Origin of the sequence: Rossellomorea aquimaris, assembly GCF_000935355.1 — a bacterium.
GTDB classification, from domain to species: domain Bacteria; phylum Bacillota; class Bacilli; order Bacillales; family Bacillaceae_B; genus Rossellomorea; species Rossellomorea aquimaris_B.
In genome coordinates, this window is record NZ_JXZC01000001.1 from 1,326,714 (window position 1) to 1,340,364 (window position 13,651).

The following is a 13,651-nucleotide window of genomic DNA, read 5'->3' on the forward strand; positions in this document are numbered from 1 at the left end:
ACGCGCAGGAATCCCCATACACCATTATGTATTATGATTATTTCAGTAACCCACTTGTGCCAAAATCGGGTAGTGTTGTGCCAGTTTTGCTGTTTATTGAGCCATTTTTGGCATTTGTTGTGCCATTTTCCCCCTTTGTTGTGCCAAATTGTGAACATCTATCTGATTTCAGCCAAAAATACCCTGCCACTTTACCATCTAAACGCCAAACAAGCACACAAAATCCACACGTATTCATTCCATAAACAAAAAAATAGCCCAAAGCCCCAAGGCTCCAAGCTATTCTATAACCAAACAATTATTCAAATGTCCCCTTCACGATCGCTTCCCCATTCTCTACCATCAACTTACCTTTGGCAAACACCGTGTTTACTTCAAGTGTATTCTTATCCAATAGCACCAGATCAGCGTCCTTTTCTGCCTCCACGTGACCTTTTTGCTTTAATTTCAGGATTTTGGCAGGATTTGATGTAATGACTTTAATGGCCGTTTCTAAAGGAATTCCTTCTTCCAGAACAGCATCTTTCACTTCACTAAATAAACTCGACACCTGACCAATCTGTAATCCTATCAGCTCCCCGTCCCCATCAAAATCAGGCAGGCTCGCTTGTCCATCCGAAGTGTATGTGATTTGTTCAACCGGTACACCGGCATCGAGCATGCGTTTTAGCGCTTTACTGCATTTCACTTCGCCATCTTCGAGAAATTGAGGAATGGTACTGGTCGTAAAGTCTACATAACCACCTCTTTGAGCATATTGAATACCTGCTTCAAATAGATGGGCATTCCGATTGATATGGGTTGGGTAGAATTGTTTAATCGGTATGTCCGTTGTATCGACTATTTCTTCAAGAAGCTTTAAGTGGTCATGGCTATCTCCTACATGAACATTGACAATTCCCGATTTGCCGGACAGCATGCCGCCAATTCGGGCAGAAGAAGCAATTTTCGTTAATTCGTTTACGGTGGGTTGAGATGAGCGATGGTCAGCAATCGCCACTTCACCTACTCCGATGATGCGATCTACTAAAATAATATCGTCTTCGATTTTACCGGTAAGCGTTTTCAATGGTACTTGATAAGAACCGGTTTGCACGTAGCAGGTAATCCCCTCTTCTTCAAGACCCTTCGCTTTTGCCACAAGGCTCGCCATCGTTCTCGTCGTTCCATCTGTTCCAATCACACCAACAAGGGTCGTGATACCGGCAAGTGTGGCCTGAGTCAGTTGAATTTCCGGTGTTCTTGTACGGAAGCTGCCCTCGCCTCCTCCGCCCATAATATGTACGTGGGAGTCTATAAATCCAGGAACAACATACTTTCCAGAGGCATCCACCACCTTTATATCCACAAATTGATGAGGAGGTTCAATTTTATCTTCAATAAAACCTATTTTATTATCTACTATTAATATATCTTTTTTCCCTAAATATTCTGGAGCATAAACTTCTCCGTTTTGAATTAATGTCAGCATGATGTTTGCTCCCTTCTTTTTTTACTCATATAATCGCGCCGAACCTTACAGCGAAGGTTCGGCACTATAAATCAAATCAGAAACCGATGAGTGTTGCCGTTATCACAAAGATCGATGACAGAACGAATAGGATGAGCATGAACTTAATAATGAATTTAGCCCATATTCCCCAATCAACACGTGCTGCTCCAAGTGTACCAAGTAAAGCAGCAGAGGTCGGAACAAGGATATTGGTTAATCCATCTCCCAATTGGAAGGCAAGGACCGCTACCTGACGGGAGACTCCGGCAATATCTGCAAGTGGAGCCATTAGAGGCATTGTTAAAGCGGCTTGACCGGAACCAGATACAACAAAGAAGTTGAATACAGATTGGAATAAATACATACACCAGGCAGAAATGGCTTCAGGGAAATCCCCCACCACTTGCCCTGCTCCATATAACATCGTGTTTAATACAGATGGTGCGTCAGGTGAATCTCCACCAAGGATTATGACGATTCCTTTTGCCATACCTACAACTAATGCAGCCGGCAATAAATCCTTCGCTCCGTCTATGAATCCATCTGCTATATCATCCCATGACATTCCATTCAATTTAAACAGAACGCCAATTATACCTGCAACTAATCCAATCGTAAAGAATTGGCTCGCAATCTCAGGAATATAGTAGGCGTGTTCCACCACTCCCCAAATGATCCAGGCAATACCTACAGCAACGGTTAATATGACCAGTGAATGACCCAAAGTAAATTTGGTATTTAAGTCTTGTACTCTGCCTTCTTTACGGAAGTATTCATCTGAAGCATATGAAAGACTTCGTTTAGGTTCTTTCCGAATCGCTTGAGCATATCTCCATGTATAGATGATTCCCACAAGAGTGAATACAACCCACATAACAATACGGAAACCTGCTCCCGAAAGAACCGGTACACCTGAAACACCCTGTGCGATAGCCACGCCGAATGGATTCATCCATGAAGTGGCAAAACCGATTTGAGTCGCCACATAGGTGACCATGATTCCAGTGATGGCATCATAACCAATCGCAATCATGATTGGTACGAGAATCATGGCAAAGGCAATGGCCTCTTCCCCCATCCCGAACACGGCTCCCCCTAATGAGAACAAGAAGAACATAATAGGGATGATCAAAGATTCTTTTCCTTTGGTCCTCTCGATGACCTTTAGGATTCCTTCTTCAATGGCCCTTGTCTTCATGATAATACCAAAGGCTCCACCAATGATTAAGATAAAGGCTACTACACCTACAGCGGACCCCCATTTATCCCCTGATACAAGACCTTCAAATACATAATTAAGGAATCCAATTCCTCCACCAGGCTCGAAAAGGCCGGTTCCTTCTCTAATTAGATTTCCATCTTCATCCTTTAAATAACTGAACGAATCAGGATCTAATACCGTTTTGGTTTGTTCTTCCCCATCCTGCATGAACGTGATTTCTTCTGTCGTGAATTGCCCCTTTGGTACCATATACGTTAAAATTGCAGCTGCCAATACAACGAAAAAAACAATAATAAATGTATGCGGCACCTTCCAGGCTTTTTGTTCTTTCTCCATTTCTTTCCCCCCGTTTGACGATATGATGTACTTCACATATGTACATGCAAGTTCCGTGCCAATCTATAATTATCTGAAAATACAAACTTCGGGTGCATTAATGGTTATTATCGGTTAAAATGTACTTAACCATTAAACCATTTATCAACCAATTAAACCATAAGGGGGAGACATATGAAACGTGAGTTAATTCTATTAGCCGGAACAAAGGAAACGGAAAGAGCTCTTAAGGAACAATTACAATCCGTTTTCGGAGTACTGATCAATATCACGAGTTATGCCTGTGATGAAGGAATTCCTACGTATTTCACCAATAAATTGATTGTTTATTCCTCTGCACTTATCGCACCAGAAGTGAAGGAATATATCGATTTCGATTCATGCACCATCATTAAAGCCCGTCGAACCGTCAATTATGAATACATAGATCGTATTTTCGAATTACCTCCGGGAAAGAAGATTCTATATGTGAATGATTTTATCGAGACGGCTCAGGAAGCTGTCTCTACATTGAAACGATTAGGAATAGATCATGTCGATTACATTCCGTACTCCCCGACCGGAGACTACCCAAGACAAGTAGATATCGCCATCTCACCGGGAGAAACGGCAAGCATTCCACCTTCCATTCCCAGCAAGATCGATATCGGTGTACGACTGATCGACTTGAACACCATTATGAAAATCATCTACCACTTTCAGTTGTCAGAGCAGTTAACCTTTGATATTACCGACCGCTATACGAGAAAGATCATCGAGCTCAGTCAAAAACTAGGCGCCATCAATCGACGGGCGAAAACGTTAAATAAATTTTTAAATAAAGTAGTGGATGGTGTAAATGATGGCATTCTCGCCTTTCAAGAAGACGGAGAAATTACCGTATTCAATGAAGTGCTTGAAAGAATGGTTGGGATTACATCTTCCCATGCGAAAGGTAAAAAACTAAACAGGGTTTTCAAGAATATCGAGCTCAATCACTTCTTGACATCGCAGCAAGATGAAGATCAACAATATTTCACTCTCCGTCAGCAGAATGTAATGGTCTATCGTTTCCGTTTGAAGGCAGAAGGAGTCATCGTGGCAACGTTTAAAGATATGGAAGAGACCATTGAGATGGAAAAGGTCCGTAAACGGGAGCTTCAGCGGAGAGGATATATTGCGAAATATACATTTGACAGCATCCTTGGTAAAAGTGCCATCATTAAAGAAACAAAAATGATAGCAAAAAAACTCGCACAAAGTGAGCTTCCCGTCCTAATCTATGGGGAAACAGGCACAGGGAAAGAGCTGTTCTCAAGCGCTATGCACAATGATTCCTCCCGAAAGAACAGTCCATATCTTGCAGTGAACTGCAGCGCGCTGCCCGAGGATCTATTAGAAAGTGAATTATTCGGTTATGAGGACGGCGCCTTCACGGGAGCAAAAAAAGGAGGAAAAAAGGGGCTATTTGAACAAGCCGATGGCGGGACCCTGTTTCTCGATGAAATCGGTGATATTAGCTTAAAGCTTCAAGCAAGGCTCCTAAGGGTCCTTCAGGAGATGGAGATCAGGCGGATTGGGGGAAATAAAAACATTCCTGTAGATGTCAGGATCATCGCCGCCACGAACAGAGATCTTCAGAAGCTGATAATAGAGGGAACATTCCGGGAAGATCTCTATCACCGTCTGAAAGTCTTATCCTTGCAGCTGCCGAGCCTGAGGGATAGAAGCGAAGATATTCCCCTCCTCATCGAGAATTTCATTCGGATGGAACAATGCAACATCACAACAATTGACGTTGCTGTAATAGATGCATTGAAAAAAGCACGTTGGAGCGGGAATATACGCGAACTTAAAAACACGTTGCTTTACATGATCACCGTTGCAGGGCAAAATCGACTAACCGTTCATCAATTACCGAAAAATGATAATAATTTCAAAGGAAAAGAGCATACTAAGGATACCCTATCTCCTCCGGCCATCACCATGTCAAAATCCGGGGAGTATGTAAATATCCTTACCGCATTAGTTGAATTTTTCGAAGAAGGAAAGCGGGCCAGCAGACAAAAGATTTATTCTTCTCTGCAACGAAGCTCCACCCCTCTTTCTGTTCAACAAATCAGGACGAGATTAAACGAACTCCAGGATTTAGGATATGTTTTTATCCAGAGAGGTAGAATCGGAACAGAAATAACCCCTGAAGGAGTAGCCTGGCTAAATAATCAGATGGAGAAGGTTTTAACTATTCGTTAACAGGGTAACTTTACATTAACCGGTTAGAAACATATTTCATTGATACGATAAGTCGAGGTGATTTTAATGATACGTACAATCTTAATGGTCGTTGGAGCAATTGTTGTCATTGGTTGGATTATCAGCATGCTGTAATCCGAGTCATTCAAACTAAACATTATTCCTGCAATTATATGATTTTAATCAAAAAGAAAGAGCAGAACGGATCTTCCCCCGTTCTGCTCTTTCTTTTCGCCATTAAGCAAATGTTGAATCAGCTTCTATATATTCTGCATTCCATGCATCGTTTTCCTGAATAGCTTTCATATAGGTAAATACAACCTGACAGGTTTCATCATCAGCGCTTAGTACTCTTAAATGCTGAATACATTTTCGAATGGTTGGATCGTAGTTCCCTTGGGACTCTTCTTCGTTTAAGGTTTGAAGAGATTTCAAATACATATACACGATTTGCCGTGTTTTCTCATCAGTATTGATTTTGGTTAAATGTTCAATACACTTTCTGATGATCGGATGCATTCTATCCATATTCGTTTCTCTCCTTAGTAGAAATGATTTACCATATTATTACGTATCATGGTCTCGCTTTTTGAGGGATATTGGAGAAAAAGATTATTATTCAGAAATTGGGGTAAATAGTAGATATCCCAATATTGAGGTGATTTTGATGTATAAACACATTTTGTTAGCTTACGATGAAACAGATGGAAGCAATAAAGCATTGGATGAAGTGCAAAAATTAATAAAAGGCTCTATAGATACACAATTAACCGTACTCCATATATCAGATGAAAAGGTAGCGAATGAAAGTCACGACAATTATACCCCTACCCATGCAATAGCAGATACATCACCTGGTTTTGATAACAATTATATGGGAAATCTGTCGGTCTCACCCGACAACAAGGTTCATACTTCGGAGGAAGAACGTCATGAAATTAAGACACCCTCCTCTACGCATCACTATCTGAAAAATGCGAAAGAAAAACTGTCTCCATACGGAATTGAGGCAAACTATATTCACCTTTCCGGTTCAGAAGCAAAACGCATATGTGAATATGCCAAAGAAATCCAGGCAGATCTGGTAGTGGTCGGGAGCAGCCGAAAATCCGGCATGAAAAAATGGGTACTTGGAAGCGTCAGTGAAAAAGTCACCCAAAACTGTGAATCCAGTGTATTGGTTGTAAAATAAATATCAGAAAGGGAGGGACGGACCTTGCAAGGTCCGTCCCTCCCTTTCTTCATTCACCTGTTAACTCGTCAAAACGTTTATGGGCATTTTCTTCGTCAAAGCTGCTATAGATTCGGTAATCTTCATGATCCAATATTCGATAGTGCTTACTGAAAAGGTTCTGTTGAAGTATGTATTCATCATCCTTCTTCAAATCCTTCCACCAGACCTTGCCTCCTAACGTTTTTTCCTTTCGATAATCAATACCTTCCCGTGCAATGGTCTCTATGATTTCAAGAGGTTCCCCCCCAAGACTCGTGGTTAAGGTTTCACTATCTTTAAACAATGCACAGATGGCAATGACGGCTGTCCAGCTTGCCATGACTCTGCCTTTTTCTATTTGGACGAGGGTTTTTTTGGATAATCCGATGATATTCGCCATCTTGTCTTGTGTATACCCTGCTTCTGTTCGTATTAGCCTTAATTTATCTGAAATGATTAAAACGATTTCTTCTTTTGTCATCGATTCACACCTTATTTCCGTTCTAGTGTAATACTACACCAATCTAAAAATTAATAAAACAACCTTGATTCAACCCATTGATTTTTGTATCCCCCTGTCCATTTTACTATACTTTAAGTTAAGAATAGACGTATTCGATTAAACGGAGGGAATACCATGTCAAAATGCATCATTGTCCTTATCAGGCAGGACCTTCGCCTTCACGATCACCCAGCTCTCTACAAAGCTTCTCAAGAAGGAAAAGTGATCCCTCTCTATATCCTGGATGAGGAAACTTCTCCATTCCCAACCGGAGAAGCCAAGAAATGGTGGCTGCATTCAAATTTAGAAGCCTTTCAATCATCTCTTCAGTCAATCAACGGACGACTATGGATGGATAAAGGAAAAGTAGAAAGTGTTCTCCCCCAGTGGGTTAAGAAAACCGGTGCACAGGCAGTTTACTGGAATCGGGTATATGACCCTCAAGTGTATGAACGAGATCTCAAATTGGCTCATTCCTTATCCTCTCAAGGGATTGAAGTACAAACATTTGAAGGCACACTTTTACTCCCACCATGGGAAATAAAAAAAGACGATGATACGCCTTATAAAGTGTACTCGGCTTTTTACAGGTCAATCAGGAAAGAAGAAATACCAAAACCTGTACCGTCTGTGAATGAGTTGAAAGTTCCAGCTCTTGACCTGGGCAAATCACTCAACGAACTGGGCCTCCTCCCTCCCATTCCATGGTTTCGCATTATGTCCAGCATTTGGGAGCCGGGTGAAAAGGCTGCAATTAAGAGGTTTAATGCATTTATGGGGAAAAGCTTGGATGACTATTCTGAAGGAAGAGACTTTCCTGCTGAAGGCCATCATTCCACTTTATCCCCTTATTTAGCACTTGGCATCATATCTGTGAGAAGTATGTATCACACACTCTTGGAGAAGGAAGACAGGCTGATTGAAGCCTTCATTAAACAATTAATCTGGAGGGACTTCTCCTATTCTGTCCTTCTTCATTTTCCTAAGTCTCCAACGCACCCTCTTAACGGGAAATTCGAGAATTTCCCGTGGCAGCAGGAAAAGGTTCATTGGGAACGTTGGACAAGAGGGGAGACTGGTTACCCGATCGTTGATGCAGGAATGAGAGAATTATGGGCAACAGGATTCATGCACAACCGTGTCAGGATGATTGTCGCCTCTTTCCTGACTAAACATTTGCTCATTCCTTGGCAAAAGGGAGCCCGGTGGTTTCTGGAAACTCTGATTGATGCAGACCTTGCCAATAATTCAATGGGCTGGCAATGGGTTGCAGGCTCAGGGGTGGATCCGGCCCCCTACTTCCGAATTTTCAATCCAACTTTGCAAAGTGAAAAAATTGATGGGGAAGGTGCCTATATCCGGATGTGGGTTCCAGAATTACGTGAGGTACCAAGCCAATATATCCACATGCCCTCAGATGCTCCCGAGCATATTCTTGAACATGCAGGTGTCGTATTGGGTGAAGATTACCCCTATCCAATCGTCGATCATAAAGCTGCCAGGAAAAGAGCATTAGAACGCTATGACCAGATAAAATGAATATAGAAAAGCTGAAATTAAAAAACGAGTCTATTACCTCCATTGGAGTATAGACTCGTTTTTTGCTTAGATTTTTTTATTGAGAGATTATGCTTCTCCTCTTTGCTCCTTAATGGTACGCTTCTTCTCAGATTCAGATACAAACAACGCACATGCTGCATCTCCTGAGATGTTGATGGAGGTTCTGGCCATATCAAGTAAACGGTCAATCCCCAGAATCAATCCAATCCCTTCTACCGGCAGGTTTACACTGCTTAATACCATGGCAAGAAGAATCAATCCAACTCCAGGAACCCCTGCCGTACCGATGCTCGCTAAAACAGCCGTCAGTACAACTGTAATCAGCTGTTCCATCGATAAGTCAATACCATATACCTGTGCAATGAAGACAGTCGCAACCCCTTGCATGATCGCGGTACCATCCATGTTAATGGTAGCTCCCAATGGTTGGACGAAAGAGCTTACTGATTTCGAAACCCCTAAACGCTGCTGTGCAACATCCATTGAAATGGGAAGCGTGGCGTTACTGCTGGACGTACTGAATCCTACGCTCATCGCAGGACTGAAATTCTTGAAGAACCATAATGGATTCTTCTTTGCCAGAAGGAGGATCGTTCCACCATAAGTAACGATGGCGTGAATGATCAATGCTGCAAGAACGACGACAAAATACAGCCACATCGCCTTCAAAGCACTGAACCCCTGGCTTCCTATTGCTGAAGCGATTAATCCGAATGTTCCGTAAGGAGCAAATTTCATAACGAGTGTCACAAGGTACATCATCAGTTCATTACCTTGTTCAACCAGCTTTAATATCCCTTTTGTTTTATCCCCTAATGCCGTTAATCCAAATCCAATAAAGATGGCAAATGCAATGATTTGCAGCATATTTCCTTCTGTCATCGCAGTCAGTGGATTTTTTGGAATAATGTTCATGAGAGTCTCTCCCACAGGAGGAGCTTCTTCGGTTTCAAAACCTTCCGATTGTGTTTTGTCGATTCCCTCTACCAGGCCGGGATCAATGACATAAGCCAGAGATAGACCGATCACAATGGCAATACAGGTAGTCACTAAGAAGAATACAATGGTCTTCAAACCTATTCTCCCGAGTTTCTTGGGGTCACCCAGACCTGCAGACCCAAGGACGATGGATAGAAACACAATTGGAACGACAAGCATACTGATGAGGTTTAGGAAGATCTTTCCTAACGGAGTAAATAAATAAGGATCTAATATATCAAATATATCTTTAGCAAAAATATTGAGCAGTAATCCCACAATCGCCCCCAGGATCAAGGCGATGATAATCTTCGTTGTTAAATTAAACTTCATAGATGTACCTCCCCATAAAAATACAAAATAATTAAAAGATGTTTACCCTAGATTTACATTCGCAAAACCATTCTAATTTCTGTTTTGCAAAAAAAGATTCGATAAATCGTGCTGAGCTGCCTTCCCATTCAGATTCCATTCCTTTAGCTTCTTCATTCTCCCTCTCCTATTATACTGATTTTTTTAATAATTGAAGAAGTTTATGGGAGATTTAAAACATATTTACTATATTTCAACCCATTACACCCACAATAACAGGGAGAAACATGATTCCATCTTACTACGGATTGAATGCCAATCTTTTCTTTTTTACATTTAGGGATTAAATGATACGTGATTGGGTAAATAGTAATAACAGCATGAAAATAGAAAGGAACTTACCTATTATGAATAAAACAGTCTATTTTCTTTCAAGTAGTCAGCAGCGCAGCTTGATAGCTGAAGGCTGGGCCGAGAAACTCGATGTGTCGGACTGGTCTTTCAAAAGTGCCGGATGGACAGCTGATAGTCGTGCAGAATTCAGTATTTTAGCAATGAGAGAATTATGTATTGATATTAGTTCATTCCCTCTTTCACGCATTGAGATGAAAGAACTTGGTGATGCTTCAGTTATCGTTGCGATTCAGGATAGAGAATATGATGATGAGATGGAGCTTCCATCAGAATTAAAAGAGAAAGTCATCTATTGGAATCTGCCTAATCCCCGTAAACGTTCTACAACACCGATTGAAGAATGGGTACACTATCAGGAGATCTGCGACGAAATTGCCATGCGAGTGAAAGAACTAGAAAACATTCTTCCGCAATTACATTAAGAGGACTGATTACAACGCTTATTCCCACTGTAATCAGTCCCTTTTTTTATGTGAAATACTCAAGCTTGCCTTTCGGAAAATGCTTTTCCATATAAGCATAAAGATGATCTTTAATATCCTCTTCTTCATCCTTCTGATAAATATACTTGCCAATCCCGTACTTACCCCACTTATACCGCCGTTCTTCCTCGTTTAGTTCAAGTTTAGTCATCGGGTAATTTTTCTCTATGACCCTTTTAGCCGGTTTTGTAAAACGATGTTGAATAAATTCAAAGGTCAGATCCTTTTTCGCTTCTTCCGGCAGGTGAGCTTCCAAATGTTCAAACATTTGCTTATACCCTTCCTGCCATCCTTCATGGATATAGATAGGTGCCACTATAAACCCTAAAGGATACCCTGCTCTCGCTACCTTTCCCGCTGCCTCAAGTCGCTTATCCAGTGGGGATGTACCAGGCTCAAAATTCTTGATCACATAATCTGCGTTGATGCTGAACCGGAACCTTGTTTTCCCGTTATGCTTTGCATCAAGCAGATGGTCGACGTGATGGAATTTCGTTACAAAACGAAGCTTGCCATGCTCGGATTCACCAAAATGTTCGATGGCTCGTTTAAGTGTATGAGTAAGATGATCAATCCCTACGATATCGGACGTACATGCAGCTTCAAATCGTGTGAATTCAGGAGCTCTTTCAGCAATATACTTGTCCGCCGACTCAAATATTTCATCCACATTGACATAGGTTCTGATATACGGTTTACTCCCCATCGTTGTTTGGAGATAGCAGTAGTGACAGTGCCCCATGCACCCTGTTGCAAAAGGGATGGCGTATTCAGCAGACGGCTTTGATGTATCAAATTTCAACGTTTTTCTTACTCCGACTACTAATGTGGATTTTGCAATGCGATATTTCTGAAAGTGGTTGTCCCCGGGCAGATTGCGAACCTGGTTATGGGATGTTGTGTACCGGATTTCCACATCCATTTTTTCAAACTTTTCTTTGAGCTCTTTACCGAGGGGATATTCCAAGGCATTCGGTTCAAAGTAGACCAATTGTGGCACGAACGGTTTAACCATGATTTATCCCTCCTACAGGTCTCCAAATGATTGAGTATAGGCTTGCTCCGCTTCTGCTTCTGAAGAATAAACCGCAATTTCATGTGTTAACGGATAATAGGTTTCATATAAAAATAACGCCAGTTCGTTCGGATTTTCCGGATCATGTACTACGGCTGCTTCCTGCACGTTGGCTACACTTTGTGTGTGGGGATTTCGATAAATCACATATACGACATCCCCTGCTTGATAGGGCATATATTGATCATTCAGTTCCATTCTTTTCACCTTTTTCTAAACGTCATTACTATCATTTTTTGTTAACTTCCTGATAAATATGATGGTAAAAGATGTTTATAAAAAAAATTCTCCTGCGTCTATGATGCAAGAGAATTCGTTCCTTTTATATACCATAAAAATCACTCGTATTTTTAAATAGTTGTTTATATACATCTGCTTCTGGAATGCCTTTTAACTCTGCTATTTTTTCAATGGTTCGATGCATCATACCCGGATGGGTCAACCTTCCTTGGAATTCTCCTTCAAAACGCCAAGGACCATCCGTTTCAACCATTATTCCTTCAATAGGATACTTCCTTACAAGCTTCTGTATCTCAACTTCATAAAGGACATCAGGTGTAATTGAGATTGAATAGCCATTTTCAGTCATTCTATCAATGGTCTCATCATCTCCTTTAAACCAATGGAAATGAGCTTTTTCTATGGAGTGCTTTTCTAACAAGGTACAAACGATGGGTGCATGCTCATACACCGCATGAAGGATAATCGGTTTGTTCATCTTCTCTGATTCGATCATGAACCGTTCCAACAGATCGATATACGGTTCAACTTCAATATCAGGATCTTCTTTGATTTTGTAATAAGGCAATCCTACTTCTCCAATCGCCACTATTTCCTGTTGATGCAGCTCAATGAATAATAGAAGTTCCTCGACTTCTCCATCAGAAGGCAGATCCTGCTCAGGATGGAATCCTGCAGCCGGTTTGACCCTTGCATCTCTCCTTGAGAGATCGATATTCGTCCTGGTCGATTGTAGGCAGGACGATACAGATATGAGCGCTTCTACAGAATACAGATCAAGTTCCTGCAGAATCTTATCACGCTCGTATCCTTCGTATAAATCCAAGTGAATATGGGAATCAATCAATGAAGGTTTACACATATTGAGAAAGCTCCTCAAAAATGCTTGTTTTCCATTTCAAAAACTCCTCAGTTAAGAGGATTCCCTTGTCGCGGGGGCGTGGAAATGGTACTTTGAACTCCTTCTGCACCCTGGCTGGCCGAGTCGATAATACAATGATCCGGTCTGACAAGAAAAGGGCTTCGTCGATATTATGAGTGACGAATAGAACGGAACTCAAATCTTCCTCCCAAATGGAAAGGAGCCATTTCTGCATGTCCAATCGCGTGAATTCATCCAGGGCAGAAAAGGGCTCATCCAGGCATAAAAAGGATTGAGGACTGACAAGGGCACGAATAAAGGCTACTCTCTGCTTCATCCCTCCCGAAAGATCATCGGGATAAGCATCCTCATATCCCTTCAATCCTGCCCGTTCAATCATCCTCAGTGCCTTTACCCTATCTCTTTTTCCGTGCAGCTCCTGACCCAGCATCACATTCTCAATCACCGTTCTCCAAGGTAGCAGGGACGGACTTTGAGGCATATAACTGATGGTTCCTCTCTGGCCATTAATCGACCTTCCATCTAATTGAATATCTCCTGAATCAGGGGTAAATAATCCACCGATGACATGGAACAGAGTGCTCTTCCCGCTTCCAGAAGGACCAAGGATCGAGACGAACTCACCTTCTTCCACATGGATGGAAAGGTTATCCAGTATCAGTTCCCCGTCAAAGTATTTGGACATATTTTGAATGGATAAGGTTGTCATG

General features: G+C 41.6%; 14 protein-coding genes. 4 read left to right on the forward strand and 10 right to left on the reverse strand.

The window, feature by feature from the left end; genetic code table 11:
• Positions 1-37: 37 nt before the first annotated feature.
• The 3 genes from TV75_RS06640 to yfcC all read right to left on the reverse strand — a co-directional run bounded on the left by TV75_RS06640 (position 38) and on the right by yfcC (position 3,050).
• Positions 38-298: a hypothetical protein gene (locus TV75_RS06640; RefSeq protein ID WP_044337829.1), complete on the reverse strand. Its 261-nt coding sequence runs from the start codon at positions 296-298 to the stop codon at positions 38-40.
• Positions 299-1,471, reverse strand: a complete 1,173-nt coding sequence (gene iadA, locus TV75_RS06645; RefSeq protein ID WP_044337830.1) for a beta-aspartyl-peptidase — start codon at positions 1,469-1,471, stop codon at positions 299-301.
• 76 nt (positions 1,472-1,547) lie between these two features.
• A complete protein-coding gene (yfcC, locus tag TV75_RS06650) occupies positions 1,548-3,050 on the reverse strand; it encodes a putative basic amino acid antiporter YfcC (RefSeq protein ID WP_044337831.1) in 1,503 nt (500 codons plus the stop codon).
• 174 nt (positions 3,051-3,224) lie between these two features.
• Here yfcC and TV75_RS06655 point away from each other — a divergent pair, with 174 nt between their 5' ends.
• Positions 3,225-5,282, forward strand: a complete 2,058-nt coding sequence (locus tag TV75_RS06655) for a sigma-54 interaction domain-containing protein (RefSeq protein WP_044337832.1) — start codon at positions 3,225-3,227, stop codon at positions 5,280-5,282.
• Between the two features lie 237 nt (positions 5,283-5,519).
• On the opposite strand, the gene TV75_RS06660 is transcribed toward TV75_RS06655, so the two are convergent.
• Complete coding sequence (locus tag TV75_RS06660; RefSeq protein ID WP_044337833.1) at positions 5,520-5,810, reverse strand: hypothetical protein; 291 nt, start codon at positions 5,808-5,810, stop codon at positions 5,520-5,522.
• Positions 5,811-5,949: 139 nt separating this feature from the next.
• Here TV75_RS06660 and TV75_RS06665 point away from each other — a divergent pair, with 139 nt between their 5' ends.
• Complete coding sequence (locus tag TV75_RS06665) at positions 5,950-6,474, forward strand: universal stress protein (RefSeq protein WP_044337834.1); 525 nt, start codon at positions 5,950-5,952, stop codon at positions 6,472-6,474.
• Between the two features lie 49 nt (positions 6,475-6,523).
• Here TV75_RS06665 and TV75_RS06670 read toward each other — a convergent pair whose 3' ends face one another.
• Positions 6,524-6,976: a helix-turn-helix transcriptional regulator gene (locus tag TV75_RS06670; RefSeq protein ID WP_044337835.1), complete on the reverse strand. Its 453-nt coding sequence runs from the start codon at positions 6,974-6,976 to the stop codon at positions 6,524-6,526.
• Positions 6,977-7,132: 156 nt separating this feature from the next.
• Here TV75_RS06670 and TV75_RS06675 point away from each other — a divergent pair, with 156 nt between their 5' ends.
• Positions 7,133-8,536: a cryptochrome/photolyase family protein gene (locus tag TV75_RS06675; protein WP_044337836.1), complete on the forward strand. Its 1,404-nt coding sequence runs from the start codon at positions 7,133-7,135 to the stop codon at positions 8,534-8,536.
• Between the two features lie 87 nt (positions 8,537-8,623).
• Here the strand turns inward: TV75_RS06675 and TV75_RS06680 are convergent, their stop codons facing one another.
• Positions 8,624-9,868, reverse strand: coding sequence for a dicarboxylate/amino acid:cation symporter (locus TV75_RS06680; protein ID WP_044337837.1), 1,245 nt, complete (start codon positions 9,866-9,868; stop codon positions 8,624-8,626).
• Between the two features lie 386 nt (positions 9,869-10,254).
• On the opposite strand from TV75_RS06680, the gene TV75_RS06685 reads away from it, so the two are divergent.
• The gene (locus TV75_RS06685) at positions 10,255-10,683 is read left to right on the forward strand and encodes a hypothetical protein (RefSeq protein WP_044337838.1); all 429 of its coding nucleotides are present in this window, start codon (positions 10,255-10,257) and stop codon (positions 10,681-10,683) included.
• A gap of 46 nt (positions 10,684-10,729) precedes the next feature.
• On the opposite strand, the gene splB is transcribed toward TV75_RS06685, so the two are convergent.
• From splB to TV75_RS06705, 4 genes are all read right to left on the reverse strand, one after another.
• Entirely contained in the window at positions 10,730-11,758 is a 1,029-nt protein-coding gene (gene splB / locus TV75_RS06690) for a spore photoproduct lyase (protein ID WP_044337839.1), read from the reverse strand.
• A 12-nt stretch (positions 11,759-11,770) separates the two neighbouring features.
• Entirely contained in the window at positions 11,771-12,016 is a 246-nt protein-coding gene (locus tag TV75_RS06695; RefSeq protein WP_044337840.1) for a transcriptional regulator SplA domain-containing protein, read from the reverse strand.
• 124 nt (positions 12,017-12,140) lie between these two features.
• On the reverse strand, positions 12,141-12,920 hold the full coding sequence (locus TV75_RS06700) for a TatD family hydrolase (RefSeq protein ID WP_044337841.1): 780 nt from the start codon (positions 12,918-12,920) through the stop codon (positions 12,141-12,143).
• The gene (locus tag TV75_RS06705) at positions 12,913-13,650 is read right to left on the reverse strand and encodes an ABC transporter ATP-binding protein (RefSeq protein ID WP_044337842.1); all 738 of its coding nucleotides are present in this window, start codon (positions 13,648-13,650) and stop codon (positions 12,913-12,915) included. The genes TV75_RS06700 and TV75_RS06705 overlap by 8 nt, the downstream gene beginning before the upstream one ends.
• Position 13,651: the final 1 nt, after the last annotated feature.

Bases quoted from the DNA above. Each gene is read 5' to 3' on its own strand.
- iadA (WP_044337830.1), bottom strand. From the start codon at position 1,471: ATGCTGACATTAATTCAAAACGGAGAAGTTTATGCTCCAGAATATTTA.
- yfcC (WP_044337831.1), bottom strand. From the start codon at position 3,050: ATGGAGAAAGAACAAAAAGCCTGGAAGGTGCCGCATACATTTATTATT.
- TV75_RS06655 (WP_044337832.1), top strand. From the start codon at position 3,225: ATGAAACGTGAGTTAATTCTATTAGCCGGAACAAAGGAAACGGAAAGA.
- TV75_RS06660 (WP_044337833.1), bottom strand. From the start codon at position 5,810: ATGGATAGAATGCATCCGATCATCAGAAAGTGTATTGAACATTTAACC.
- TV75_RS06665 (WP_044337834.1), top strand. From the start codon at position 5,950: ATGTATAAACACATTTTGTTAGCTTACGATGAAACAGATGGAAGCAAT.
- TV75_RS06670 (WP_044337835.1), bottom strand. From the start codon at position 6,976: ATGACAAAAGAAGAAATCGTTTTAATCATTTCAGATAAATTAAGGCTA.
- TV75_RS06675 (WP_044337836.1), top strand. From the start codon at position 7,133: ATGTCAAAATGCATCATTGTCCTTATCAGGCAGGACCTTCGCCTTCAC.
- TV75_RS06680 (WP_044337837.1), bottom strand. From the start codon at position 9,868: ATGAAGTTTAATTTAACAACGAAGATTATCATCGCCTTGATCCTGGGG.
- TV75_RS06685 (WP_044337838.1), top strand. From the start codon at position 10,255: ATGAATAAAACAGTCTATTTTCTTTCAAGTAGTCAGCAGCGCAGCTTG.
- splB (WP_044337839.1), bottom strand. From the start codon at position 11,758: ATGGTTAAACCGTTCGTGCCACAATTGGTCTACTTTGAACCGAATGCC.
- TV75_RS06695 (WP_044337840.1), bottom strand. From the start codon at position 12,016: ATGGAACTGAATGATCAATATATGCCCTATCAAGCAGGGGATGTCGTA.
- TV75_RS06700 (WP_044337841.1), bottom strand. From the start codon at position 12,920: ATGTGTAAACCTTCATTGATTGATTCCCATATTCACTTGGATTTATAC.
- TV75_RS06705 (WP_044337842.1), bottom strand. From the start codon at position 13,650: ATGACAACCTTATCCATTCAAAATATGTCCAAATACTTTGACGGGGAA.